The sequence below is a fragment of the Clostridium senegalense genome (assembly GCF_018916625.1).
Taxonomy (GTDB): domain Bacteria; phylum Bacillota; class Clostridia; order Clostridiales; family Clostridiaceae; genus Clostridium_J; species Clostridium_J senegalense.
In genome coordinates this window covers 80,997-107,581 of the sequence record NZ_JAHLNC010000007.1, presented here as the reverse complement: position 1 = coordinate 107,581, position 26,585 = coordinate 80,997, and the positions used below count along the sequence as shown (strand labels likewise).

General features: G+C 26.2%; 23 protein-coding genes. 21 read left to right on the top strand and 2 right to left on the bottom strand.

What is annotated here, in order from left to right; translation table 11 throughout:
- The first annotated feature begins 127 nt into the window (after positions 1-127).
- From KQI36_RS12640 to KQI36_RS12625, 4 genes are all read left to right on the top strand, one after another.
- On the top strand, positions 128-1,237 hold the full coding sequence (locus tag KQI36_RS12640; protein ID WP_010293858.1) for a M20/M25/M40 family metallo-hydrolase: 1,110 nt from the start codon (positions 128-130) through the stop codon (positions 1,235-1,237).
- Positions 1,238-1,401: 164 nt separating this feature from the next.
- Positions 1,402-2,469 (top strand): mannose-1-phosphate guanylyltransferase, encoded by a 1,068-nt coding sequence (locus KQI36_RS12635; RefSeq protein WP_216451172.1) that lies wholly within the window; start codon positions 1,402-1,404, stop codon positions 2,467-2,469.
- A 178-nt stretch (positions 2,470-2,647) separates the two neighbouring features.
- Positions 2,648-3,400: a YdcF family protein gene (locus KQI36_RS12630; protein ID WP_216451171.1), complete on the top strand. Its 753-nt coding sequence runs from the start codon at positions 2,648-2,650 to the stop codon at positions 3,398-3,400.
- A 93-nt stretch (positions 3,401-3,493) separates the two neighbouring features.
- Positions 3,494-4,408 carry a GNAT family N-acetyltransferase gene (locus KQI36_RS12625; protein ID WP_216451170.1) on the top strand — a complete coding sequence of 305 codons (915 nt, stop codon included), beginning with the start codon at positions 3,494-3,496 and terminating at the stop codon, positions 4,406-4,408.
- 362 nt (positions 4,409-4,770) lie between these two features.
- On the opposite strand, the gene KQI36_RS12620 is transcribed toward KQI36_RS12625, so the two are convergent.
- The gene (locus KQI36_RS12620; protein ID WP_216451169.1) at positions 4,771-5,895 is read right to left on the bottom strand and encodes a glycosyltransferase family 4 protein; all 1,125 of its coding nucleotides are present in this window, start codon (positions 5,893-5,895) and stop codon (positions 4,771-4,773) included.
- A 329-nt stretch (positions 5,896-6,224) separates the two neighbouring features.
- On the opposite strand from KQI36_RS12620, the gene KQI36_RS12615 reads away from it, so the two are divergent.
- From KQI36_RS12615 to KQI36_RS12605, 3 genes are all read left to right on the top strand, one after another.
- On the top strand, positions 6,225-7,226 hold the full coding sequence (locus KQI36_RS12615; RefSeq protein ID WP_216451168.1) for a CotS family spore coat protein: 1,002 nt from the start codon (positions 6,225-6,227) through the stop codon (positions 7,224-7,226).
- A gap of 32 nt (positions 7,227-7,258) precedes the next feature.
- Positions 7,259-8,029, top strand: coding sequence for a hypothetical protein (locus KQI36_RS12610; protein WP_216451167.1), 771 nt, complete (start codon positions 7,259-7,261; stop codon positions 8,027-8,029).
- Positions 8,030-8,112: 83 nt separating this feature from the next.
- A complete protein-coding gene (locus KQI36_RS12605) occupies positions 8,113-9,126 on the top strand; it encodes a CotS family spore coat protein (RefSeq protein ID WP_216451166.1) in 1,014 nt (337 codons plus the stop codon).
- Positions 9,127-9,189: 63 nt separating this feature from the next.
- On the opposite strand, the gene KQI36_RS12600 is transcribed toward KQI36_RS12605, so the two are convergent.
- Entirely contained in the window at positions 9,190-10,314 is a 1,125-nt protein-coding gene (locus KQI36_RS12600) for a glycosyltransferase family 4 protein (protein WP_216451165.1), read from the bottom strand.
- A gap of 223 nt (positions 10,315-10,537) precedes the next feature.
- Here KQI36_RS12600 and KQI36_RS12595 point away from each other — a divergent pair, with 223 nt between their 5' ends.
- The 14 genes from KQI36_RS12595 to rho all read left to right on the top strand — a co-directional run bounded on the left by KQI36_RS12595 (position 10,538) and on the right by rho (position 26,502).
- Positions 10,538-11,539 (top strand): CotS family spore coat protein, encoded by a 1,002-nt coding sequence (locus KQI36_RS12595; protein WP_216451164.1) that lies wholly within the window; start codon positions 10,538-10,540, stop codon positions 11,537-11,539.
- A gap of 216 nt (positions 11,540-11,755) precedes the next feature.
- Entirely contained in the window at positions 11,756-12,661 is a 906-nt protein-coding gene (gene yabG / locus KQI36_RS12590) for a sporulation peptidase YabG (protein ID WP_216451163.1), read from the top strand.
- A gap of 405 nt (positions 12,662-13,066) precedes the next feature.
- Positions 13,067-13,303, top strand: a complete 237-nt coding sequence (locus KQI36_RS12585; RefSeq protein ID WP_010293838.1) for a Veg family protein — start codon at positions 13,067-13,069, stop codon at positions 13,301-13,303.
- A gap of 409 nt (positions 13,304-13,712) precedes the next feature.
- Positions 13,713-15,275 (top strand): DUF3794 and LysM peptidoglycan-binding domain-containing protein, encoded by a 1,563-nt coding sequence (locus KQI36_RS12580; RefSeq protein ID WP_216451162.1) that lies wholly within the window; start codon positions 13,713-13,715, stop codon positions 15,273-15,275.
- Between the two features lie 166 nt (positions 15,276-15,441).
- Positions 15,442-16,284, top strand: coding sequence for a 4-(cytidine 5'-diphospho)-2-C-methyl-D-erythritol kinase (gene ispE, locus KQI36_RS12575; protein ID WP_216451161.1), 843 nt, complete (start codon positions 15,442-15,444; stop codon positions 16,282-16,284).
- Between the two features lie 210 nt (positions 16,285-16,494).
- Positions 16,495-16,692, top strand: a complete 198-nt coding sequence (locus KQI36_RS12570; protein ID WP_010293833.1) for a CLC_0170 family protein — start codon at positions 16,495-16,497, stop codon at positions 16,690-16,692.
- A 68-nt stretch (positions 16,693-16,760) separates the two neighbouring features.
- Positions 16,761-18,212: a spore germination protein gene (locus KQI36_RS12565; protein ID WP_026022263.1), complete on the top strand. Its 1,452-nt coding sequence runs from the start codon at positions 16,761-16,763 to the stop codon at positions 18,210-18,212.
- Between the two features lie 41 nt (positions 18,213-18,253).
- Entirely contained in the window at positions 18,254-19,345 is a 1,092-nt protein-coding gene (locus tag KQI36_RS12560; RefSeq protein WP_010293830.1) for a GerAB/ArcD/ProY family transporter, read from the top strand.
- Between the two features lie 3 nt (positions 19,346-19,348).
- A complete protein-coding gene (locus KQI36_RS12555; protein WP_216451160.1) occupies positions 19,349-20,518 on the top strand; it encodes a Ger(x)C family spore germination protein in 1,170 nt (389 codons plus the stop codon).
- Between the two features lie 169 nt (positions 20,519-20,687).
- On the top strand, positions 20,688-21,362 hold the full coding sequence (gene spoIIR / locus KQI36_RS12550) for a stage II sporulation protein R (RefSeq protein ID WP_425321728.1): 675 nt from the start codon (positions 20,688-20,690) through the stop codon (positions 21,360-21,362).
- Positions 21,363-21,821: 459 nt separating this feature from the next.
- Positions 21,822-22,853: a D-alanine--D-alanine ligase family protein gene (locus KQI36_RS12545; RefSeq protein WP_010293826.1), complete on the top strand. Its 1,032-nt coding sequence runs from the start codon at positions 21,822-21,824 to the stop codon at positions 22,851-22,853.
- Between the two features lie 353 nt (positions 22,854-23,206).
- The gene (locus tag KQI36_RS12540) at positions 23,207-24,190 is read left to right on the top strand and encodes a tRNA 4-thiouridine(8) synthase ThiI (RefSeq protein WP_216451158.1); all 984 of its coding nucleotides are present in this window, start codon (positions 23,207-23,209) and stop codon (positions 24,188-24,190) included.
- Between the two features lie 10 nt (positions 24,191-24,200).
- The gene (locus KQI36_RS12535) at positions 24,201-24,629 is read left to right on the top strand and encodes a YwiB family protein (RefSeq protein WP_244991587.1); all 429 of its coding nucleotides are present in this window, start codon (positions 24,201-24,203) and stop codon (positions 24,627-24,629) included.
- A 439-nt stretch (positions 24,630-25,068) separates the two neighbouring features.
- Positions 25,069-26,502 (top strand): transcription termination factor Rho, encoded by a 1,434-nt coding sequence (gene rho, locus KQI36_RS12530; protein ID WP_010293822.1) that lies wholly within the window; start codon positions 25,069-25,071, stop codon positions 26,500-26,502.
- Positions 26,503-26,585: the final 83 nt, after the last annotated feature.

Here is a 26,585-nt window from a genome sequence, read left to right as displayed (position 1 = left end):
AAAAAATTTTAATAATTTATACAAAATACGTTTACTTTGTTGGCAATATAATTTAAAATAATAATAAATATTATTACTATAATAACTGTAATAAAAGTAATTAAATTACATAAAATAGGAGGGTGACATGGTAAATAAAGAAAGAATATTAAATGAGTTTTTAAAGTATGTTCAAATCGATAGTGAAACTAAAAATGAAAAAGAGTTTGCAAACTTCATATTAAATGAATTAAAGGATTTAGGCTTAGAAGTTGAAATGGATGATGCAGGATCTAAAGTTGGATCTAATGCAGGAAATGTTATAGCTAAATTAAGTGGAACAAAAAAGGTACAACCTATATTATTTAGTTGTCATATGGATACAGTGTCTCCTGGTAATGGAATTAAACCAATAATAAAGGATGATGTTATATACAGTGATGGAACAACAATATTAGGTGGAGACAATAAAGCTGGTATAGCTGCAATAGTCGAAGCTTTAAGAGTTATAAAAGAAAATAATATAGAACATGGACCATTAGAGATAGTATTTTCTATATTTGAAGAAGGTGGATTATTTGGTTCTAAGAATTTAGATTATTCTAAGTTAGATTCAAAAATTGCATTTGTACTTGATAGTGGTGGAGAGCCAGGACAAATAATAGTTAAAGGACCAGCACAAGATGCAATTACAGTAACTGTAAAAGGAATTCCAGCTCACGCAGGAGTATGTCCAGAAGAGGGTGTAAGTGCAATACAAGTTGCAGCACATGCTATAAGTAATATGAAGCTTTTAAGAATAGACGAAGAAACAACTGCCAACATAGGAAAAATAGTAGCCGATGGACCAAATAACATAGTATCTCCAATAGTTGAAATAAAGGCAGAAGCTAGAAGTTTAAATAAAGAAAAATTAGATGCTCAAACAAATCATATGCGTAAATGTTTTGAAGATGCAGGTAAAAAGTTTGGAGCTGAAATTGAATTTGAAGCTACTAGAATGTATCAACCATTTAATGTTTCAGAAAGTGAAAATGTAGTTGAAATAGCTAAAACTGCATGTAAAAATCTTAACTTACCAATGGTATTACAAGGAACAGGTGGTGGAAGTGATACTAATGTTCTAAATGCCAATGGTTTAAAAGCAGTTAATTTAGGAATTGGTGAGAGAAAAGCACATACTTTAGAAGAACATCTTCATATTAAAGATTTAGTTAGTGCATCTAAGTTAGTTCTTGAAATAATTAAAACTGTATAATTGAAAATTAAGCATGGCTAAATATATTTTAAAGTATGTTTAGTGCATGCTTTTTTATATATTAACAAAAAAATAAATTAATTAACAAAAATTATGCAGAAGACTATCACAAAAAAAATAAGATTTACATAAAATAGAATTAAGCAATAAATAAAGGTGATATTTTGTTATATGCATTAATCTTAGCAGGTGGAAAAGGAACAAGATTATATCCCTTATCAAGATCAGATAATCCAAAACAGTTTTTAAAAACTGTAAACAATAAAAGTTTTCTTAGAAATACTGTTGATAGGATTAAGCCAATAATCGATAGAGAAAATATCTTTGTTGTTACTAATAAAGAATATATAGATAAAATATATGAGGAGTTGCCTGAAATAAATAAGGAAAATATATTTATGGAGCCTGAGAATAAAGAGACTGCTACTTGTATAGGTTTGTCTGCTGCAAAGCTTCTAAAAAAAGATAAAGAAGCTGTTATGGTAGTGTTACCATCTGATCACTATATTGAAGGTGAAAAGCAGTTTGCAGAAACTATAAATCAAGCAATAGAAATAGCAGATAAAAAAAGAGGGCTTGTAACAATAGGGGTAAATCCTACTAGACCAGAAACTGGATATGGGTATATAGAAATGGGAAGACCAGTTGTAGCTGCGATACCAACGTTTAGAGTGGAACGATTTACAGAAAAACCAAATTCAGAAGTGGCTAAAGACTTTCTATTGAAAGGGACTTATTTATGGAACAGTGGAATGTTTGTATGGAGGGCTGATATATATTTAAGAGAGATGCAAAGATATCTCCCTAAAATGTATGAATGTATAAATAAAATATATCAAAGTATTGGAGAAGATGATGAAGAAGAGATTATAAGCGAACAGTATCAAAAGATTGATGGTATATCTGTAGATTTTGGAATTATGCAAAAAACTAGAAAGGCATATGTTATAAAATGTGGTTTTGTTTGGGATGATATAGGAAGTTTCAATGCATTAACTAGATTTTTAAAACAAAAAAAAGGTAACAATATATCAGGGCCATCATTTTTAGATGAAAGTGAAAACTGTTCAATATTTGGTAAAGATAAACTAATTATTGGCTTTGGACTAAAAGATTTGGTTATTGTAGATGCGGGGGATGTTATACTTGTGATGGATAAGTCGAAGGATCAAGAAATGAAATATTTATTAAATTCTATTAAGGAGCAGGAAGGGTTAAAAGAATTTTTATAATATAGTTTTGATATCTATAAAAAACACTATCAATTATTTAATTGTTAGTGTTTTTTATTATAAAAATTTAAAATAAGAATTGAGAATGAAAAATAAAAATTTATAAAGTGTAAGTTAGTATAAAGCAAGTATGTTATTATGTTATATATAGAATTAATTATGTTGATTAGGAGTGGAGATGAAAAGATTATTTTTTGTTTTAGGTGTTTTATGTATAGGATATTTTTTATGTATAAATATGATTTTGGGGTACATTACTTTTAGTAGTTTTTATTTAATTATAGGTATTGCTCTTATATTATATGGAAAATTTAGAGAAAAAATATTTTCCTATAATGCAAAAAATAAAATACAAAAGCTAATAAAAGCTGTTGTAATTGTTTGTATTTTAATATTTATCGTAACAGAGTCTTATATAATTTTATATCCTAAAAAAAGCATAGAACATTGTGATTATATAATTGTATTAGGAGCAGGTATTAAAGGAGAAACATTAAGCACTACACTAAAGGATAGATTAAATGCTACACTTGATTATATAAATAAAACTAATTTTGAAGGTGTAATAGTAGTATCTGGTGGAAAAGGTCCTAATGAAAATATTAGTGAAGCAGAAGGTATGAAAAGGTATTTAGTAACTAAGGGAATGGATGACAATAGGATTATTATGGAGAATAAGTCTACAAATACTTATGAAAATTTTAAGTATTCTAAGGTTATAATAGAGAATATAACTGGTACAGAAATAGGAGAAAAGGATATTACAATTGTAACAACAGATTTTCATGGCGCAAGAAGCAAAATGCTAGCGAGTCGAAATGAATATAAAAATGTTAGATTATATACTAGTAGTACTAGATGGTATTTGGTTCCAGTAATGTATGCAAGAGAATTTTTTGCTTTTGGAAAATCTATAGTTTTTGACAAATAGAAATTAAAAAAATATTTTACTTTTTTATGGTAAATTTCATGTTATAATGTAAATATATAATATTATAAAAATATTTAAATAAAAGGAGTATTGATGACTGCTAAGATAAAAAGTTTTAATGAATTATCAAAAGATTTAAAAGAAAATTTATATAATTTAATTCTTCAATGTGATAAGAGTTATACTAAAACTTTTGATGAAATGACAGATTTTTTTGAAAGTGATGTATTTAAATTTGGTAATCAAATTTTAACTATAGTAGATGATAGGAATATAGTAGCAGTTATTGGCGTAATAACAAAGGAAATTAGAAATTGTGGGGTTGGATATATAACTGAAACTTATTTTAATTTTGGAATTATAGAAAACTGTGAGAAACAATTTGAAGTTTTGTTAAAGAAAGCAATTGATATTTGTAGAAAAGAAATGGCAATAGAAATTTCATTAGGTATTAAATCTGACATATTTGAAATAGAAAAATTTTTTGTTAGATATGGATTTATAAAGAAATATGATGCTATTGTTATGAAATATAATGTTATAAAAAAACTTAAATATATTAAAAATAGTAATATAATTTTAAAAAAGCTAGAACTAAAAAATTTAGATGTTTTTGTTGAACTGTATAATAAATCATTTAAGAAAAGTATTAATGCAGCGACTATAACTAAAGATGATGCTAGAGAGTTTTTGGAAATTTATAAAGAAAACGAAAAACTTTTAGGTATAATATATGAAAAAAATATTCCAATAGGAATATATATGTTAGCAGAAGTTGATAATATTGGTTGGATAGATAACATAGGCATTTTAGAGGAATATAGAGGTCGTGGCATTGGAAGACAAGTATTATATAAATTTATAGATGGTTTTATAGCTAAAGACATATTAACAATGAGGTTGCTAGTTATGAGTTCAAATAATGGTGCATTTGAGCTTTATAAAGATATAGGTTTTGAAGAAGATTATATTTTTTCCAAATGGTATGTAAAAAATATGAAGTTATAAGTTATAGAGTATTATAGGGAAAGAAACTTCAATTTAAATTTATTTAATAACCTTAAAATATTCTTATACAAGGTATAGTGTTAAATTTCAGATGGGTTGGACCATGTCTCATTATCTGTATATTAAAATTTTGGGGTAAATAATTTAAAAAGTAAATTTGAAACCTTATAAGTAATAATATATTACTTTAAAAGTTTTAAATATTTAAAATTTGTATAGGCATAAAAACTTGGAATATATTTTGAATACTAATTCGTCAAGGCATATGAAAAATATAATAGATAATTTAATCTATTAATTTATTAATTATGCTTAAATTAAAAGTGTATGAACCTTTGTTCATACACTTTTAGTTTTTTTATTTAAACAATTGTTTCATAAACAGTTTTATAAATATTTAATGTGTTTTTAGCTGTATTTTCCCATGAAAAATTTTGAGCCCTTTCAAATCCTTTTTCAGCATAATAATTTTTTAAAGTTTCATTGCTAAGCAAATTGCCTATAGCATCGCCAAGTTTATCAGAATTATAAGGATCAATCAAAATTCCTCCATCACCAACTACTTCCGGAATTGAAGTTAAATTAGATGTAATAACAGGTGTTTTACAATTCATAGCTTCAAGTGGTGGAAGTCCAAACCCTTCATATAATGAAGGATAAACAAATATTTCGCAACCATTATAAAAAATAGGTAAATCTTCATCTGGTACAAAACCAGTAAATATTATTTTGTCATTCATATCTAAACTATCTCTTAGTTTTACTAAGTATTGAGATTCATCTTTATACGAACCTACAATAACTAAATTATAATCATCATCTAAATCATTGTATATCTTACTAAAAGAAGTTATCAATGATTTAACATTTTTTCGTTCACTGAAACCACCTAAATATAATAAGAATTTTTTAGAAATATTATATTTCTCCTTTAATATATTTTTGCAAATTATTTTATCTAGGGGCTTATATTTAGCATCAGCAGCTAGAGGTGTTACAAATATCTTATTTTCATCTATAGGAAAAAATTTCAATATATCTCTTTTACTAAATTCTGAGACTGTGATTATTCCTTGAGAAGTATCTATTATATTAGGCATTTCTTTTAAAAACTTTAAAAGATAGCCTCTACCTACAGTTTCAGGCATTATATATGGAATTAAATCATGTATAGTAACGATTTTTTTGCAATTGATGGAACTACTAAGTCCTATACCGTTTTGGGGAACATGGTATAGATCTATATTTTGATTTTTTAAATCATAAGGAAAAAAATAATCTTGAAAAAATCTATGATGTTTTCGAGATGTTGATATGATTTTGGTATTAGGTTTTTGATAGCATTCATAATTATCCATTGACCAATAAATGTGATAATAATTATCATTATCTATATTGATTAAATTTTTTAAAACATTTTCAGTATAAGTACCTATACCAGTACCGTTATACCAATTGATACCACGTGCATCAATCCCAATTTTCATAAAAATATCCCCCTTAAAATAGTTCTTGTTAAATTAAAAGTAAACTAAAATAGAGTGCAAATATGTTAAAAATTAATATAAGACTAAAAAATCAATAGAATTTAGGTTATATAAGTTAATTAATTTAAATATCATTAAAATATATAAACTAATAGCAAGCACATAAATCCTATTATGTTTATGATTTCTAATTATGTTTAAAAAATTTAAAAGTATATATTACTATATTAGAATAATGGAAAATATATGTTACAAATTAAAAAAATAAAACACATATTAACATAAAAATTCATATATTACATATATAAGGAATTTAGGGAGGGATACTTTTGAATAACCCCAATATAGAAGAATTTATAAAAGCACAATATAATCTTAATGTATTAAATGTAGAAAAAAATAAAAATGTTTACAGAATAGAGACTGATGAAGATATATATTGTCTAAAAATTATAAAATACGATTTTGAGCATTTTATGTTTATATTAGGTGCTATAAAGCATCTTCAGAATAATAAGTTTGAACATATACCGGAGATTATAAAAACTACTAAAGGTAGTGATTATATAAAGTTTGATAATAATTATGGATATTTAACTAAATGGATAAATGTAAGAGAGTGTAATTACAATAATGTTATTGATGTAAAAAATGCTGCTAGAAAGTTAGGGGAACTTCATAATAAAAGTGAAGGTTTTGTAATTAAGCCTAATATGAATCCTAGGGTAGGTTGGTTTAGGTGGATAGAAACATATAAGATACGAAAAAATGAAATATTAGATTTTAAAAGAAGAATAGATAGTAAAGTTGAAAAGAGCGAATTTGATAGACTTTATTTATCTATAATGGATGAAGAATTAAATAGATGTGAAAAAAGTATAAATGATTTATTTAATTCTAAATATATGGAGACTATGCAAAGCCATGTGAAATCACAGGGGTTTTGTCATCATGACTATGCCCATCATAATGTATTAGTTAACCAAAATGGAATAAACATTATAGATTTTGATTATTGCATTTTAGATTCATATCTTCATGATTTGAGTAGTTTGCTTATAAGAAGAATGAAATATAGTAGATGGGATATATCCAATGCACAGGAAGTACTCTATGCTTATATGGAAGCTCATAAATTAAATAAAGATGATATTTTTATAATGGCGTCTTTTATGGAATTTCCTCAAGATTATTGGCAACGGGGAATTCAATATTATTGGGAAAACCAATCATGGGGTGAAGAATTTTTTTTGAAAAAATTAAAACTTTATATAAATGATAGAAATGAGAAACAAGAATTTATAGATATTTTTAAAGAATATAAGTTATAAAAAGATAACTGGGATGGGAGGTATTTTAAGTAATGAGAAGATTTTTTTATGACAATTTTCAAGAATATTTAAAAGAAAAAGGTGTAAAGAAAATAGATTTTATTTTAAAAGATAATGAATCTTTAAGTAAAAGAGGATTAGATGAAAGGGTGTTTAATCAAATTGAAACCATAAATCAATTTCATAAAAAAGCTTGTGGTTTTAATGGTTATTTAAAATATAGAATAAACAATGATACCTGTAAAGCTGTTGAAGAATATAAGGTTCAAATAAAAAGACTAAATAAACATATGGATAAAATAAAAAGAGATGGACCGGATGGAGCGTTTGAAGAGTTTTTACAGAAAAATGGAGATGAAAACTTACAAAGAGCTCAAAAATGTATTGAACACATATACAATAACAATTATATGGAGCTAATAGCTCGAAGTATGGAAAATGTAGAAATATGTTTGACTGATGTTGGCTTTGATAATTTACAACAAAATAAGAGCATTGAAATAGTTAACTTTTATGATATATCTTATAATATGGTAGAAATGGATGGATATTTTCTTTTAAGTAAATTAAAAAGAAAAGGTGCAAATTTGAAATGGCAAGAGCATATAAAACATTTTTGTAGGATAGAAGGGTTAGGAGAAGATAGTGAAAACTTTATATTGGCGATGATGTCTTATCCTCATGAGTTTATGAAAATTTATGACAAGTATAGAAAAAATAAAAGAAATTGGAATGATGAAGATTATATAAGAAAAATGAATAAATCTATAGATGAAGATGGAGAAACTCTGATACAAATTTAAAATTAAACTTAAAATTCAATTAAAGCTATACTTTAAAAATATAAAATCTAAATTACAGCTTTAAAAGTGGGGTGAGTTGTCTTATGATTAGGGCTGACAGCGAAGAATGCACTTTATATGATGAGGTGATTAAAAAATATAATTATAAAGTATATGATGTTATACCAATAAGAAAAGTGTTTATTTTATTTACTGATAAAGGAAATAAGGTTTTAAAACAAATAAATTATGATATAAAGCACTTAGATTTTATAAGTAAAGCTATGGAATATTTAAAGAAAAATAAGTTTTCAAATGTTATAGAATATGAGAAAAATATTTATGGTAATTATTACACAAAACATAATAATAAATATTATATTGTTATGAATTTAATTGAAGGAAGAGAATGCGAATTTAACAATCCAATAGAGTTAAAAATGGTAGCTGCGAGCTTAGCTAAAATGCATAATGCTTCAGAAGGATTTAGATATGATAATAATGGATATAGATATAATCCTGGAACTTTGATTGGAAATTTTACAATAAAAAAAGAAGAAATAAAGATATTCAAATCCTTGGTAAGTAAATATGAGAAAAAAAGTGAATTTGACAAAATATTTTTAGAAAATGTAGATTATAATTTAAAACGTATGGATGAGAGTATTAAACTTTTAAATGAATATCAATATTTAAAAGCATGTAGTTGGGAAGATAAAATTGTGTTATGCCATAATGATTTGGTCTATCACAATATGATAATAAAAGATAATGAAATCCATTTTATTGATTTTGATTATGCAGTAATAGATTTAAGAGTGCATGATTTATGTAATTTAATAAATAAAGTTTTAAAAAATTTCGCTTTTAACTTTAAAAAAGCAAAGTATTTAATAACGGAATATAATAAATTCTATAATCTAGAAGAAATAGACTTTCAAATATTATATGGAATGTTAGTGTTTCCACAAGATTTTTATAGTATAGTGAAAGATTATTATAAAAGAAAAAAAATGTGGGAGGAAGAAACTTTTACTTTAAGACTAAAAAGAAAAGTTAGTTACAAAGAAGAACGTGAAGAGTTTTTGAAAGATTTTAAAATACATTATAATTTATAATAAAAAAGGTATCTCATGAAATGATAAATATCAAACTGAGATGCCTTTTTATTATAAAAATTTTTAACCATAAATTATTTTGTTATAAGCATATAAAGTGTTTTTACCAGCATTATTCCAAGAAAGAGAATTAGATTTTTTAAAACCTTTTAAAATTAAAGAATTTCTTATGGTTTCATCACAAAGGGCCTCTTCAATCTTACTAGATAATTCGTCAATGTCTTCAGGAGTAAAAAATAGGGCAGCATCTTCTATAATTTCAGGCATAGATGTTACATTAGAAGAAATTACTGGTATGCCACAAGCCATAGCTTCGATTGGAGGTAATCCAAAACCTTCATAAAAGGATGGATATACGAATAAACTAGAACAATTATAAAGATGAGGCATATGATTCATAGATATAAAACCTGGAAATATAACATCATTTTCAACGTTGTAATCACAAGCACATTTTTTATAGATAGAATAAGATTTACCTTTGTTACCTGCAATGACTAACTTATGTTTTTCTTTTATATTATTTGATAGTTTACTGTATGCCTTTATAAGTCCAACTATATTTTTTCTGGGGCTAAATCCGCCTACATATAGTATATAGTTGGAAGGTAAGTTGTAATATTTACTAATAATGCTTTTACAAATAGTTTTATTAAGTGGTTTGTAAATACTTTCGCTAGCAAGATGTGTAACAAAAATTTTATCTTTAGGATAATTAAAATCTCTAGCTATATCTTCTTTTGAAAAATTTGATACAGTTATTATCCCATCACTGTTATCTACTATCCATTTCATTTTGCTATTAAATATAGATAAATATCTATCCCCTACAGTTTCAGGCATATGAAGAGGGATTGTATCATGTAATGTTATAACAAAAGGACAATTTTTTTGAATAGGTAATCCTATACCATTTTGAGGAACGTGATATATATCAAGGTTCGTATTTGAAATGGTATTAGGAATATTTACTTGATCCCAAAATTGAGAATCTTCTTTATCGGCTACAGTTTTTAAAATAAAGTTATCTTTAAATTTTATATCATTATTATAATTGCAGTTAATAAAAAGTAAGTACTTATTTAAATCATCTATGTTATTGAGTGAATTTATTAACTGATAGGTATAGGTGCCAATTCCTGTACCTCTATACCATTTTGCAGCTCTTGCATCTATTCCAATTTTCATAATAAAACTCCTTAATAAATCAGTATGTGAATTCTTCTAATTAAAGTATATTAACTATTTATATTAAAATATGTTAATAAATAGTATTATAATTATTAAATTTTATTTTAAATTTAAAAAAAGCTTAGTTGCTAATAAAAATTTAATATATAATGGTTAGCTAAAATTAAGCAATTCTATTTATCCGTTATTAAACATATAAATTATATGGGAGGTGTTAAAAATGATGAGAGAATTTGAAATAGAGCGCCAATTTGACTTAAAAATTGAAAGCATAAAACCAAGTAAAGGCGTATACTGCTTGAAAACAGATAGTGGAACCAGATGCTTGAAAAAAATAAATTATGGCACTCAAAAGCTTTTATTTGTATATGGTGCTAAAGAGCACTTATATAAAAATGGATTTCATAACATAGATAGGTATTATTTAAACAAAGATGAAAACCCCTATGCATTAGTAAATGAAGATATTTATACCTTATCCCAATGGATAGATGGAAGAGAGTGTGATTTTAAGAATGATGAAGATTTAATTATAGCTAGTAAAAGTTTAGCAAGACTTCATAATGCATCAAAGGGATATGAACCACCAGAAAACAGTAAATTAAAAACAGATTTAGGAAGATGGCCACATCTTATGGAAAAAAGAATAAAATCTTTTGATAGGATGAGGGAAATGGTAAGAAGAAAAAAGACTCATAAACGTGATTTTGACATGAATTATATAAAAAATGTGGATTATTATAAACAACTAGGAAAAGAGGCATTAGCAGTCCTTAATAGCTCTAATTATTTTGAAATATGTAAAAAGGCAGAAGAAGAAAAGAGTTTTTGCCATCATGATTATACTTATCATAACATTATTATAGATGATAAAAATAATGTTAATGTTATTGACTTTGACTATTGCAAGAGAGAAGTTAGAGCCTATGATATAGCGAATTTTTTAATGAAGGTATTAAAAAGAAGAGAGTGGGATTTAAACATTGCCAAGCTTATAATAGATTCATATAATTCTGAGAGTAAAATAAAAGAGGAAGAATATAAGGTTATATATGCTTTTTTATTGTTTCCTCAACGTTTTTGGCGTCTATCCAATAGATATTATTATAATGAGGTTAATTGGATTCAAAGCACTTTTAATAAGAAGATTGAAGAGCTTATAGAAGAACAAGACAAATTTAAGAAATTTATTGAAGAATTCAAAGAACTTTATAATTTATAGCTATTATTAACTTTATATTTTAAATAATAAAAGAGTTGAAAAATTTAGTTTTTCGACTCTTTATTTGTTTTAAATACTAAAATATATAAATGAAAAAGTAAATATTAATTCAAATAATAATAAAAATATTAAATTTTCATAAAGACTAAAATTAGTAACAATAATAACATCTTGTAATAAAATGGTATTAAAGCTTGAAATATGGAGATGATATATTTGAAAATAGGAGATGTTGTTGTGAGAAAATCCTATGAAGGTGATGTAGCTTTTAAAATAATTGACATAAAAAGTGAAAATGGGAAAAATGTTTATGTTCTTAAAGGGCTAAATATAAGAATAGAAGCGGATGCTACAGAAGAAGATTTAGAAGTGTTAAGTGGAAGCAGATTAGGAGAGATGGATAAAGTTTTTAATAAAAAGGTCAACAATTCTCTAAAAAGAATTATAAATAAAAGAAAAGGTAATTATAGAGGTGAAGCTGCACATATATTAGACAAATCTTATTATGATTATATGAAAAGGCATAACAGTGTTATAGATAAAAAAGAATTGTTTTTTGGGAGACCAGGAAAAATACTCCATATAGATGGGGATTTAAATTATTTAGATATATGTTTAAAAACTTATAAGGAACTATCTATTGATGCGGAAGGGAGAATTGTAAAAGAGTGTGAGCAGCCTAAAGTAATATTAGATTTAGTAAAAGAAGTTAACCCAGATATAGTTATAATAACAGGTCATGATGGAATGAATAAGGGGATAAATGATTATATGGACTTAAGTCAATATAGAAATTCTAAATATTTTGTAGAAGCAGTTTCTATATTAAGGTCATATAAATCAAATTATGATGATTTAGTTATATTTGCAGGAGCATGTCAATCATGCTATGAAGCTCTTTTAGATGCAGGAGCTAATTTTGCTAGCTCTCCTAACAGGGTACTTATTCATTGCTTAGATCCAGTTTTAATTTGTGAGAAAATAGCATATACAAGTATAGATTCTATAGTAAATATACAGGATGCATTAGAAAATAGCATAACTGGGATAAGAGGGGTAGGTGGATTACAAACTAGAGGGAAATATAGAGAAGGATATCCGAAATCTCAATATATAAGATAGAAAATAATAGGAAGTAAAATTTTTATAATAGGCGTGTATAAAGCGAGTATATAACTTATATTTAAATATAAATTATATACTCGCTTTATACATTTTAATTTAGTTAAATCATTAGAATTTAATATTATAGGCTTTTTTATGTTAACAATTTGAAAACAAAAGTAGTTAATAAGTATATAAAACTAGAAGATTACACATACTAAACTCGTTATTGTTTAATTCATAAGTTGAAAAACAAAGGAATATGGATTTATAATGAGGAAAAACTATAAAATTCAATAAAAACTCAAATATTATAGCAGCTATAAAGCATTGACAATATGGCTTGAAAATAATAGAATTAAAATTTTGCATTGAATTTTAATAGGTTTTGCGATATAATGATAATGAAAGAAGGTGTTTCCCATGCATACCAAGAATGTTCTACTTTCAATAAAACAAGACATTGAAAGTCATGTAGGTGAAAAAGTTACATTAAAAGCTAACGGAGGCAGAAGAAAAATCCTAATTAATGACGGAGTATTAGAAAAGGCATATGAGAGCATCTTTACAGTTAGGTTAGAAGATTGTGCACAAAGAACTGTTTCATATAGTTATTCAGATGTATTAACTAAAACAGTCCAGTTAGTATTTGCTAGTTAGACATTGACATAAATAGAAAAGGATACATGAAAATGTATCCTTTTTTTTATATAAAAATATTTTTATAATGTTCTATTAAATAGTTTTTCTCAATAATATTATATTATAAGAGTTAATTTATAAAAAAAATGAAAGATGGGGGATCCATCTTTCAGCTATGGTATAAAAGGGTATTGAGAATTTATGAGAGGTTATATGGTCAATAACCAATTTTATAATATAACAAATATCGACAAATGTCAACAATAAATTTAAAAAATATAACAAGAAAAATTTTGTAATTTAGTTGTTTAATTTGAAGATAAATGTAATTTATTTTTATTGAAAAATATAAAAATTTAGTAATAAATAATATAAATTATATATATAAATTACTAGTAGGTATTTAATAGATAGGAGGGATTCTTTTATGGATTTAAATCTAGTTAAAGATAATATAGACTACGAGCAATCAATTGGAGAAAATTCTCAAGACATTGTAATAAAAGAAGAATATGTTATACCAGATACACTTCCAGATGTTTCAGACATATTGATGTTAAATGCAAAGCCTTTAGTTGTAAATAAGGAAGTTATGAATGGTAAAGTGTTAGTAGAATTTGAGGTTGATTTTAACGTTCTTTATATGAATAAAGAGGAAGATAATACAGAGGCGCATGCTGTAAACTACACAACAAAAATAAGTGCAAATGTAGATGCAGATGGAGCAACTGCTGATATGAATTGTGACTCAAATGTAGATATTGAACATATTCAATGCATGATTGTAAACGAAAGAAAAATATGCATTCAAGGAGTAGCTAATATTGCTTGTAATGTAATAAAGAAAAATACTTTTGAGATTGTTAAGGATGTTGAAAGTGATGGAGATTTACAATTTTTAAAACAACCTATGGTTCTTGATAAAGTTATTGGTAGTTTTGAAGGAGAAATGATAGGTAAAACAGAACTTAAAATTGATATGGATAGGCCAGAGATAGGGAAAATAGTAAAGTACTTTATTACACTAGGAAAAAAAGAAGTAAGATTATATGATGGTGGTATACATTTAGAATGTGTAGCAAACCTTCAAGTATTGTATAAAGGTAAAAACAGTAAAGAAGTCATATGTATAAGTGAAAATATACCTATAACTAAAGAATTAGAAATTGATAAGATAAAAAATGGTATGGAACATAATACAGATTTTACAGTACATTCTTTTGAATATGATATAAAAGAAGATGATATGGGAGAAAATAGAATTTTAGATATAGAATTCTTAGTTAAAACAATAACTCATGTTATGGCTAAAGAAGAAATAGAAATGATAGAAGATGCATATTGTCCAACAAAAATGGTTAAAATGGACAAAGAAGAATTTAATATTAATGTCATCCAAGGACAAAATCAAACAGAAACATTAGCAAAAGGTGATATAGAAATTGCAAATGATATGCCTAAACCTAGTAAAGTTATAATGACAACTGCAGATGTAAATATAACAGATAAAAAGTTAATGGATGATAAAATTTTAGTAGAGGGAGTATTAAAGGCAGATATACTTTATTCTACTGGTGATGATAAAGAATATTTAGCTTGTGCAAGTGATGAAATACCATTTTCAACAACTATAGATATAGATGGTGCTAAAATAGATATGGATTGTATTTGTAAATTAAATTTAGAAATGCTAGAGTCATCTATTGAAGCTGGAAATGTATGTGTCAGAGCTATAATAAAAGGATATGGCATAGTATCTTATCCTGTTAAGCAAAAGTTTTTAGTAGAAATGAATATGATCGAAGGAGAAATCCCTCAGAAGAAAGCAAGTGTAACTATATATGTAGTTCAAAAGGATGATAACCTATGGAAAATATGCAAGAGATATTATACTACAAAGGAGAAAATATTAAATATAAATGGTATTGAAAATGAAAAGGATATAAAACCTATGGATAAATTAATAATACCAGGCAGAGCAGTTATTTAGATTAAAATAATTAGATTATAATAATAGGCTATCTTAAAAGATGGTCTATTTTTTAGATTGAATGGGAAGTGTCTATAGTATCTAAATTAAGAATTAATCTTTAAACTTTTCAATAGCTTTGGTATACTAAATTATAAAATAATTTAATTTGGTGGTGAATAACTTTATGAAAGTTAAAGCTTACGGTAAAATAAACATAGCATTAGATGTAGTTGGAAAAAGAGAAGATGGTTATCATTTATTAAAAATGATAATGCAAACAGTTGATATATATGATGAATTAGAGTTTGAAAAATGTGATAAAAATATAACTATAAATTGTAATAAGAAATATTTGCCTGTTGATGAAAATAATTTAGTGTATAAGGCTATAAAACTATTTATGGAAAAGTATAACATTTCATCTGGAGTAAAAGTTAATATAGTAAAAAACATACCGGTTGCCGCTGGTATGGCAGGTGGTAGTGCAGATGCAGCTGCTACACTTAAAGCTATGAGAAATATGTTTAAAAAAGACGTTACTGATGGTGAATTAATGGAGTTAGGACTTAAAATAGGTGCCGATGTTCCTTATTGTATAGTAGGGGGAACTGCTTTGTGTGAAGGTGTTGGTGAGGTTGTAACAAAATTAAAACCATTTAAAAATAAAATACTAGTTGTAGTAAAACCTAATTTTGGAGTATCTACAAAAGATGTATATAAAGCTTTAGAAATAAATAAAATACATAAACATCCAGAGACGGAAAAATTAATAACTGCAATGAAGCAAGAAAACATAAAATATGTATCTAAAAATATGAGGAATGTGCTTGAAAATGTAACTATAAAAAAACACTTACTTATAAAACAACTAAAAGAAGAAATGATGAAAAATGGGGCTTTAGGTTCTATGATGAGCGGTAGTGGACCTACAGTTTTTGGATTTTTTGAGGATATGTTAAAAGCTCAAGATTGTTATGATAAATTAAAAGAAAAATATAGAGATTGTTATATAACTAGGACAATATAACTAGGACAATATAATTAATAAGAATTTAATTGAATTAAAACTTAATATTGTAATCTTATAATGTTAAGAGGAATTTATTATAAGATATAAAAAACATTAGAAATTAAAAATGCTAATTTTAAAGTTACCTTTAAAATTAGCATTTTTTTTGAATATAGAAACAAAATATTGCAAACAATAAACTGACTCGAAAAATGAGAGGTGATAATTTTGCAGCTTATTGAAAAATTTGATTTATATTTATTGATTTTAGTGATGATTTCAGGAAGTATGGTATTTTTTGCTGATGCTAAATATTTTAAGCTTAAAGGAAATTATAAAGCGTATAAACAAGCAAGATATATTAGTGGCGGGGTCATGTTGCTAACAATAACATTATTTTTTATAAGATTAATATACGTAATCTAATAATAAGATTAATATACTATTATGTTTTCAAGATTGGGAGTGATAGCTTGGAATATAAATTAGAAAATATGGAAGAAAAAATTCATTTATCTACTAAAGAAAATATGGATTTTGTTAAAGCTGTATTTAAAAATGCTACTGATGTAGTTTTTAGAGATTTTTATGCTGGGAATAAAAAAATGGGATTAGTTTACATTGATGGGATGGCAGATAAAGATTTACTAAATGATTTCTTATTAAAACCAGCTATGTCAAATAAAGATAAAATAGACGGATTTGAAACTATGAAAAATAGTATAATATCGGTTTCTGATATTAAAGATGTTACTAAAATGAGTGATGGAATATTGTCTGTTCTTTCAGGTGAGACATTAGTATTTGTTGAAGGACTTTCTTGTGCCCACGTAATAGCTAATAGAGCTTGGCCTAATAGAGGTATTGGAGAACCTGCAGGTGAAACGGTTATTAGAGGGTCTAGAGAAGGTTTTACTGAAACTATAAGATTTAATACAGCTCTGGTTAGAAGGAGAATAAGAGATACTAGATTAAAAGTAGAGTCTAAGCAAATTGGAGTAAGGTCTAAAACTGATATTGCAATAATGTATATTGAAGATATTGTTAATCCGGAAATATTAGAAGAACTAAAGAAAAGATTAGAAAATATAAATTTAGATGCTATTTTAGATAGTGGATATATAGAGCAGTACATAGAAGAAAATCCTTTTAGCCCATTTCCGCAAATTCAAAGTACGGAAAGACCAGATGTAGTAGCAGCTGGTTTATATGATGGAAGAATTAGCATATTAGTTGATAATTCACCTTTTGCATTAATTGTTCCAGCAGTAATGGCTACTTTTCTTCAATCTCCAGATGATTATTATAATAGGTGGTTAAATGGATCAATTGTTAGAATAATAAGATTTTTAGCTATAATGTTAGCAATAGTGTTACCAGCATTATATGTGGCTATAACTTCATTTCATACATCCTTAATACCATCAAAACTTGCCTATGCAATGGCTAGATCTAGAGAGGGTGTTCCATTTCCTGCATATATGGAAGCTTTATTTATGGAATTTAGTTTAGCTCTTCTTATAGAAGCTATAACAAAGCTTCCTAAACCAGTTGGTTCTACAATAGGTATTGTTGGAGGTTTAATTTTAGGGCAATCAGCAGTAACAGCAGGACTTGCAAGTCCTATAATGGTAATAGTTTTAGGAATTACAGCAATAGCTACGTTTTTAATTCCAAATTATGTTATTACCTATGCTTTTTCTTATTTTAGGGTAATAATTATAATATTAGCAGCCTTTTTAGGTCTATATGGAGTAGTTATAGGAGTTATATTTTTACTTATTCACTTAATAAGGTTAAAGAGTTTTGGAATACCTTATCTATCTCCAGGAGTAAATCTTTCAGAGAAAGATATGAAAGATATGTACGTAAGACTGCCATTTAGCATTTTTAAATATAGACCTAGATTTATGCATACTCAAGATAAGATTAGACAAAAAGAGTAATTTAAAGTTATATTGCATAAATCTTAATGGAGGTTTTAAAAATGAAAGATAAATTTATGATAAAAGACTATGGACTATTTACCACTTTAGTAGCTTCTATGGTTGGTATAGGTCTATTCTATGGTCCATCTTTTGTAGCCAGAATAGTGGAACAAGATAGTTGGATTTCAAGTGTACTTATGACAATATTTCTTTTGATAGTTTTTTATATGATACATAGTTTAATTAAAATGAATGATTATCAAGGAATAGTAGTAATATTAAGAAATACATATGGACATTTTTGGGGTAACTTAATAGCACTAGCATATTCAATAGCTATGATAATTGTTTTATCCGTATCATTAAGGTCATTTGCTGATGTTGTTAAAATATTTTTACTGCCAAAAACAGAACTAGAAGTGGTAATAGTGTTAATAATATTTGTTGGAATATATTTAGTTAGAGGCGGTTTAGCTAATTTAGTATATTTTAATGAAATAATATTCTTTTTATTATTTATACCAGTAACAATAATATTATTACTTGCCATACCAACTGCAGATTTTCAAAGGATACTACCAGTATTTACTCATACAGCAACAGAGTATATGAAAGGTGTTTTTGAGTTATTCTTTCTAGTAAATGGATTTTGTATAGCTTTTGTGCTATTGCCACTTGTAGAAAATAAAAAAAATATAAATAAAATATTAAGAAGGAGTACTATATTTATAGGTGTTTTCTATACAATTACTATAATTTTAGTAACTGCTAATTTATCTGTTGCACAAACAGCAGAAAGAATATTTCCTACCATAACCATGCTAAGATCGATTAATGTAAGAAGTGGTGTGTTAGAAAGATGGGATGGATTGGTTATGGCTTTATGGGTTTTATTTTATTATGCAACATTTGTTAGTACATATTATTTTTCCACACATATGGTTAAAGATATATTTAATATAGAAGACGTAAAGATTGCTGCTATAATATATATACCTTTAGTTTATGCTATGGCCTTATATCCAGAGAATATGGCTCAAATATACACTGCTGGGCTTGGAATGTTCAAAATCATATTTGGAGTAGCTTTAATAATAGTTATATTCCTATCTTACTTTATAAATCTGATAAAGAAGAAAAGGAGTGCATAAGTTATGAAGATAAAAAGAATTATATTAATAATGATTATGAGTTTAATGCTAGTTGGGTGCTCAGACAGTGTAGAAATTGATAATAAAGCATTTGTATCGACTATAGCTATAGATGTAGGGCAAGATATAGAAAATAGAAACAATATAAAAGAAATTAAAACTAAGGATCCATTTACTGAAGAAGGCTTAGCATTAATAGAAGTTACGTATGGTATGCCAGATATAAGAAATATGGAACCGGAAAAAGGTTCTGCTGAAGAAATATCTATAACATCTACAGGGTATTCTATGACCGATGCGTATTTTAATGCATTATCTAAAACTAGTAGGGAATTACATTTTGGACATAGTAAATTATTATTATTAAGTGAAAGAATTTTTGACTATCCAGATGTACTAAGTGGAGTTTTAGATTATATAAGTAGAGATTCTATTTTAAATAGGTCTATGCTTATGGTTATAACAAAAGGTGATGCTAAAGACTATGTAGGATATAAGCCTGTAACAGAAGATAATATAGAAAATTATATATCAGGACTTATGCTTAATAGCAGTAAAAAAAGTATAATAGTTCCAGTTACTCTTCATAATTATTTTTCCACTATTGGAAGAGATGAAGTATTAATACCTTATATAGGAATAGAAGGGGAAGATTTAAAGATTTATGGTATGAAGGTAATAGAAAAATTAACACCAAAGGGGCTCTTAAATAACTCTCAAGTATCTAATATTCAACTTATAAAGGGTGATATAGGAGCTACTGAAAAAATAGCATTTATAGAAGATAAAATAGTTGATTATCAAATTGATGATACTGATTCAAAACTTAGAGTTTCTTATGATAAAGAAAAAAATAAGCTGCATTTAAATTATCATGTGATTACCGAAGGTGAAATAACAGGGGCTTATATGGGTGCTAGAATGCTTGACAGTGATAAAATAAATAATATACAAAATCAGTTAAGTGATTCTATGGAAAGAGAATTTTTGGAAACTTTTAAAGTATTGCAAAAAGACTACAATATAGACCCACTAGAAATACGAGATCATATAATAAAATTTAAGCCAATGCTTTGGCGTGAGATAAAAGACAATTGGATTCAATTATATAAAGATGCAGATATAACTTTTGATGTAGAAAGCAAAATAAGAAATGTAGGAGTTTCTAATTAAATTTAATAAAAGAGATTGCTGAAAGTCAGCAGTCTTTTTTTATTTTGAAGAATTATAAATTTAAATATAAATTTCAATCTTATATGTATAAAATTTGAAATCGTGTAAATAATTAAAATATAAGTTGAAAGTTATAGGGGGAGTTAAAATGAAAAGTGTACAAGTTAATATAAAAAAAATAATAGCATCAGCAATGGTAGCAACTATAGCCTTAGGAAGTATATTAGGTTTTTCAATATATAAAAAAAATTCAAATCCATCTATAGAGGAAGTATCTAAAAAGATTATAAGATTTCATGTCATTGCAAATAGTGATGATGAAAATGACCAAGCTGTAAAATTAAAAGTTAGAGATAATGTTTTAAAATATATATCTCCAAAGTTAAAGGATTCAAAATCTATAGGTGAATCTAGAGAAATACTAAAAAAAGAAGATAAAGAAATATTAAACATTGCACAAAACACTTTAAAAGAAAATGGATATAATTATAAGCTACAAAGTACATTGTCTAATGAGTATTTTCCTGTTAAAACATATGGAAACATTACATTGCCACAAGGAAAATATGAAGCTTATAGAATAATAATAGGAGACGGAGAAGGCCAAAATTGGTGGTGTGTCATGTTTCCACCGCTTTGTTTTGTAGATGTAGAACAGGGGAAGGTAGCATATCAAGAAACAGAGAAAGAAATGAAAGAAGTTTTAGATGATAAAGAGTATGATATGGTTAATAACTTAAAAAATAATCCTACAAGTGATAAAATAATAGATAATACACAACAAAATGATATAGTTATAAAATCAAAAGCAGTAGAAACGATAAAAGAGATAATAAAAAAATAAATTATATAATAAAGTAGTAATAAAATCATTTGGATATTAATGTAATTACTACTTTATTTTTTATTTTAAACATTAAATGTAATAATAAAATCGATTTCATTTTTAATTACCTATATAAATCGTAAAAATAAGTATCTACATTTCGGTAGTGGGAGAAAAAACGATTTAAAACCTATATTTATCAAAAAGTAAAAAGTTTTAAAGGTTAAATTGAGGTTGAAACTATTAGGTGAGTTCATTTAAAATAAGATTACATTTATGAATATCATATTAAAAATGTAGCAATTGATAAAACTATAAACATATAAAATGGCATTTGAAAAACGCTTATCTAAATAAATAGGATAAAAATTCATATTGCAATTCTATATACATACGAACAGATTTAAAGTAAAATTTTATTATGATAGTATAAAATAGTGATTGACTTTTTAAATGAAATCTAAGGAGAGATGAATAATGAAGAAAAAAGTAGCAGTTTTATTTGGTGGACAATCAACAGAGCATGAAGTTTCTAGAGTATCTGCAACTTCTGTATTAAAAAATATAGATCAAAATAAATATGATATATATCCTATTGGTATTAACAAAGATGGAAAGTGGTTTGAATACACTGGAAATGTAGATAATATAGAAAGTGGAAACTGGGAAAATGATGAATTTTATAAGATTCCATCAGGAGAGAAAATAATATTTAATAAAGAAGTTGATGTAGTATTCCCTGTTTTACATGGTCAATTTGGAGAAGATGGTACAATACAAGGTTTATGTAAGTTAATGAATGTTCCTTGTGTTGGTCCTGGAGTTATGAGCTCAGCTGTTTGTATGGATAAAATATATACAAAATATATTTTAGAACATGCAGGTATAAAACAAGCACCATATGTTGTTGTTGTAAATAGTGAATATAATAAAAATAAATTAGAATTGATAAATAAAATAGAAAATCATTTAACTTACCCTGTGTTTGTTAAACCAGCTAATAGTGGATCATCAGTTGGAATAACTAAAGCTCACAATAACGAAGAATTAGAAAAAGGAATAGAAGAAGCATTAAAACATGATAGAAAGGTTTTAGTTGAAAAAGGTATAAATGCAAGAGAAGTTGAAGTTGCTGTACTTGGAAATGATAATCCATCAGCATCTATACCAGGAGAAATAATACCTGCAAAGGAATTCTACGATTATGAAGCTAAATATCATAATGCAGCTTCAAAACTATTAATTCCAGCAGCATTTAATGATAAAGATATAGAATTAATAAGAGATTTAGCTGTAAAAATATTTAAAGCATTAGACTGTGCTGGTATGGCGAGAGTAGATTTCTTAGTAGATAAAGATACAAATGAAATTTATTTAAATGAAGTAAATACGATTCCAGGATTTACAAGCATAAGTATGTATCCAAAAATGTGGGATGCAACAGGAAAACCTTATAAAGAATTAATAAGCGATTTAATAGAATTAGCTGTAGAAAGAAATAATAGATAATTAAACTATAAGGCACTGTTAGAGAAATCTAACAGTGTTATCGCTTTATATAGGAAAAACTTTTTAAAAGTATAAAAAGTATAAGTTGAAAATGATTTTGTATTGCTATATTAAAAAAAGGATAAAATAAAATTAAGGTTAGAGGTATGAAAAATAAATAATAGAAACAGTATTTGCATAAATAAGTTTTGTATTATAATATAAAATGTAATAATTATTTAAATTTAAATGCTTTTATTATTATGTTTATAAAAAAATACATATTGAACAAAATAATAGGGACATAAACTATAGAAAATTATTATACATAATATTTAACGTATAAATAAAAAAATAAGGAGAGTATACTATATATGACAAGAGCATTAGCAATGATTTCAGGTGGGCTTGATAGCATATTAGCCGCTAAATTAATGAAAGATCAAGGTATAGAAGTTATAGGGATATGTTTTAAATCATATTTTTTTAATGAAGACAGTGCAAGAAGAATGGTTGAACAAATTGGTGTTAGACTTGAAGTTGTAGATTTTAGCAAAGAACATTTTGAAATGGTTAAAAACCCTAAAAATGGTTATGGTAAAAATATGAATCCATGTATAGATTGTCATGCTATGATGATGAGATACTCTGGAGAACTTCTAGAAAAATTCCAGGCTGATTTCATAATAACTGGTGAAGTTTTAAATCAAAGGCCTATGTCTCAAAATAGAACAGCTTTAGATAAAGTTAAAAAGGAAAGTGGAATAGGCAATAAGATATTAAGACCATTATGTGCTAAAAATCTTCAACCAACTGAGATGGAACAACAAGGTTTAGTTGATAGAGAAAAACTTCTAGATATAAGTGGAAGAAGTAGAAAAGTTCAGATGGAACTTGCGGAAAAATGGGGTATTAAAGAATATCCATCTCCTGCAGGTGGATGTAAGTTAACAGAACCAAATTATTCAAAGAGATTAAAAGATATATTACAAAATAAAAAAGATGTAGAAGAAAGAGAAATACAACTTTTAAGATTTGGTAGACACTTTAGAGTAAGCGAAAATGCAAAAATAATATCAACAAGAACAGCTGAGGAAGCTGAGCACATTAAAAAATTATTAGGTAAAGATGACACTATATTCTTAGCCAGAGATTTTAAAGGTTCTATGGTTATTGGTGTAGGAGAATTATCGCAAGAAGACATCGAGTTTGCAGCAAAAGTAACAGCTAGATACTCAAAAGGAAAAGATGAAAAAAAAGTTGTTGTTAAGTATGGTAAGTATGGTAGACCATCAAATAACATAATAGAAATAGAAACAATAACAGATAAGGAATTAGACAAATATATTATAAACTAGTGGAGGGCATATGGAGAAAGAATCTATAAAAAAAGAAGCTATAATAAGTATTATAAGTACACAAGGGGATGATGGTGCAGTAGAAGTTGTTACAGCTGGGTCTTTTTATAAAGAGGATGGCTATTATTATGCTACTTATGAAGAAACAGAAGCATCTGGTATGGAAGATACTAATACTACTTTGAAGATAAATGAAACAGGATTTTCTTTAATAAGAGAAGGTTCTATAAGTACAAAGATGAACTTTGAAAAAAATAAAGAAGATGATATACTATACAGTACACCACATGGTGGATTATCTTTAAAGATACGAACAAAATCTATTAAAATTGATATAGGTGATTTTGGGGGAGAAATAAAAGTAGAATATGATATGTCTGCTATGGGTCAACCACCATTAGAAACAAAATTAACTGCAAAAATAACTATAAAAGAGTAACATGAAATAAAAAGGTGACATGGAAAATGTCACCTTTTAAAATTATAAAATGTTAATAAAAATAAAATTTTTGTAATTAGGTATGAATGGTTAGGATTTATTGAATTTTATAGTGTCAATATGTATAATGGACTATTAGAGTTTGAAAAAATATAAAAATATAATTAAGATGCTAAAAAGAGTAATGATTTTTTCCTTTTTAACACATATTAATATTAAATTATTGTAAAAATTTATTAATAATATAAAAAAACATGTTAATTATTTGAATAATATGGATAAAATAAACTATATACGTTATAATTTATTTCAATGACGTATATTTAAATAATTTAAAAAATGTTAACATATTGTTTATGATATAAATTTTATTATAAAAATAGTTATAATAAATTTAAAAAATAACTAGGAAGAGAGGATTGTGTAGGTGGAAAAATTAATGGAAAAGAACTTAGAAGATATGAATTTATCAGAGCTTAAAGAAGTTGCAAAAGAACTTTCTATAAAAGGAATTTCTAAGTTTAAAAAGTTAGAGTTAATAGAAGCAATAAAAAAAGTTTCACCTGTTTCAATAGAAAAATCAGGAGTAGTATTGAGAGAAAAGATTGCTCCTAAAGACAATAGGAATGATGATACTAAAACTATTGAAAGTGATGACATAGATAATAGACAAAGTCAAAATAATGGGGTAACAGAACGAGAATCTTTTGAAGAAAAGAAAGAAAGATTAAAAGAGCTTATAAGTGAATCTGGATCTTCAAAAGGTGTCTTAGAGATTAGTGATAATGGAAATTTTGGTCTTTTAAGGTCAAATAACTATTTAAGTGGTCCAGATGATATTTATGTTTCTTTATCTCAGATAAGAAGATTTAATTTGAAAACTGGAGATGAAGTATCCGGAAAGGTAAGAATACCTAAAGAAGGAGAAAAATATAAGGCTTTATTATTTGTTGAAAGTATAAATGGAGAAAATCCAGAGATAGCCGCAAGAAGAACGTCTTTTGAAAAGCTTATTCCAATATACCCAAAGGAAAGAATACAATTAGAAACTGATTCAAGTGATTTATCTTCTAGATTAATGGATATAATATCCCCAATCGGAAAAGGCCAAAGAGGCGTTATAGTAGCACCTCCTAAAGCAGGAAAAACAACACTTTTAAAGAAAATAGCTCAAAGCATATCAAAAAATCACCCTGAAATTAATTTAATTGTTTTATTAATAGATGAAAGACCAGAAGAAGTAACAGATATGCAACGTTCTATTCAAGGAGATGTAATTTATTCTACTTTTGATGAAGAACCGGAACATCATGCAAAAGTTGCTTATATGGTTCTTGAAAGAGCTAAAAGAATGGTAGAACAAGGTCAAGATGTTGTAATTCTTTTAGATAGTTTAACAAGACTTGCAAGAGCATATAATTTAACAATAACAAGAACAGGAAGAACTTTATCTGGTGGATTAGATACTGGTGCCCTTTTAATGCCTAAAAAGTTTTTTGGTGCAGCTAGAAATGTTGAACAAGGGGGAAGTTTAACTGTACTTGCAACAGCGTTAGTTGAAACTGGTAGTAGAATGGATGATATGATTTTTGAAGAATTTAAGGGTACAGGAAATATGGAAGTTCATTTAGATAGAAAACTTCAAGAAAGAAGAATATTCCCAGCTATAGATATATATAAATCAGGAACTAGAAGAGAAGATTTATTATTAAGTAAGAATGAGTTAGAAATTACATATAACATTAGACAAACAATGTATAGTGATGGAAATTCACAAGGGGTTACTGAAAAATTAATAAATCTTTTATCAAAAACAAAAAATAATAAAGAGTTTTTTGATATAATTGGAAAAAGTTCTGATTTATTAAAATAAATAATCAAAAAAACAGAAGCTATGAATTAATTTTTTAATTCATAGCTTTATTTTTATAATTTATAAAAAAATAAAAGCAAGAG

Coding starts and splice junctions, on each gene's coding strand:
- KQI36_RS12585 (WP_010293838.1), top strand. CDS start 13,067: ATGCATACCAAGAATGTTCTACTTTCAATAAAACAAGACATTGAAAGT.
- KQI36_RS12625 (WP_216451170.1), top strand. CDS start 3,494: ATGACTGCTAAGATAAAAAGTTTTAATGAATTATCAAAAGATTTAAAA.
- KQI36_RS12610 (WP_216451167.1), top strand. CDS start 7,259: ATGAGAAGATTTTTTTATGACAATTTTCAAGAATATTTAAAAGAAAAA.
- KQI36_RS12560 (WP_010293830.1), top strand. CDS start 18,254: ATGAAAGATAAATTTATGATAAAAGACTATGGACTATTTACCACTTTA.
- KQI36_RS12545 (WP_010293826.1), top strand. CDS start 21,822: ATGAAGAAAAAAGTAGCAGTTTTATTTGGTGGACAATCAACAGAGCAT.
- KQI36_RS12605 (WP_216451166.1), top strand. CDS start 8,113: ATGATTAGGGCTGACAGCGAAGAATGCACTTTATATGATGAGGTGATT.
- KQI36_RS12535 (WP_244991587.1), top strand. CDS start 24,201: ATGGAGAAAGAATCTATAAAAAAAGAAGCTATAATAAGTATTATAAGT.
- ispE (WP_216451161.1), top strand. CDS start 15,442: ATGAAAGTTAAAGCTTACGGTAAAATAAACATAGCATTAGATGTAGTT.
- KQI36_RS12555 (WP_216451160.1), top strand. CDS start 19,349: ATGAAGATAAAAAGAATTATATTAATAATGATTATGAGTTTAATGCTA.
- KQI36_RS12565 (WP_026022263.1), top strand. CDS start 16,761: ATGGAAGAAAAAATTCATTTATCTACTAAAGAAAATATGGATTTTGTT.
- KQI36_RS12640 (WP_010293858.1), top strand. CDS start 128: ATGGTAAATAAAGAAAGAATATTAAATGAGTTTTTAAAGTATGTTCAA.
- KQI36_RS12630 (WP_216451171.1), top strand. CDS start 2,648: ATGAAAAGATTATTTTTTGTTTTAGGTGTTTTATGTATAGGATATTTT.
- KQI36_RS12595 (WP_216451164.1), top strand. CDS start 10,538: ATGATGAGAGAATTTGAAATAGAGCGCCAATTTGACTTAAAAATTGAA.
- KQI36_RS12580 (WP_216451162.1), top strand. CDS start 13,713: ATGGATTTAAATCTAGTTAAAGATAATATAGACTACGAGCAATCAATT.
- rho (WP_010293822.1), top strand. CDS start 25,069: ATGGAAAAGAACTTAGAAGATATGAATTTATCAGAGCTTAAAGAAGTT.
- KQI36_RS12600 (WP_216451165.1), bottom strand. CDS start 10,314: ATGAAAATTGGAATAGATGCAAGAGCTGCAAAATGGTATAGAGGTACA.
- KQI36_RS12620 (WP_216451169.1), bottom strand. CDS start 5,895: ATGAAAATTGGGATTGATGCACGTGGTATCAATTGGTATAACGGTACT.
- KQI36_RS12540 (WP_216451158.1), top strand. CDS start 23,207: ATGACAAGAGCATTAGCAATGATTTCAGGTGGGCTTGATAGCATATTA.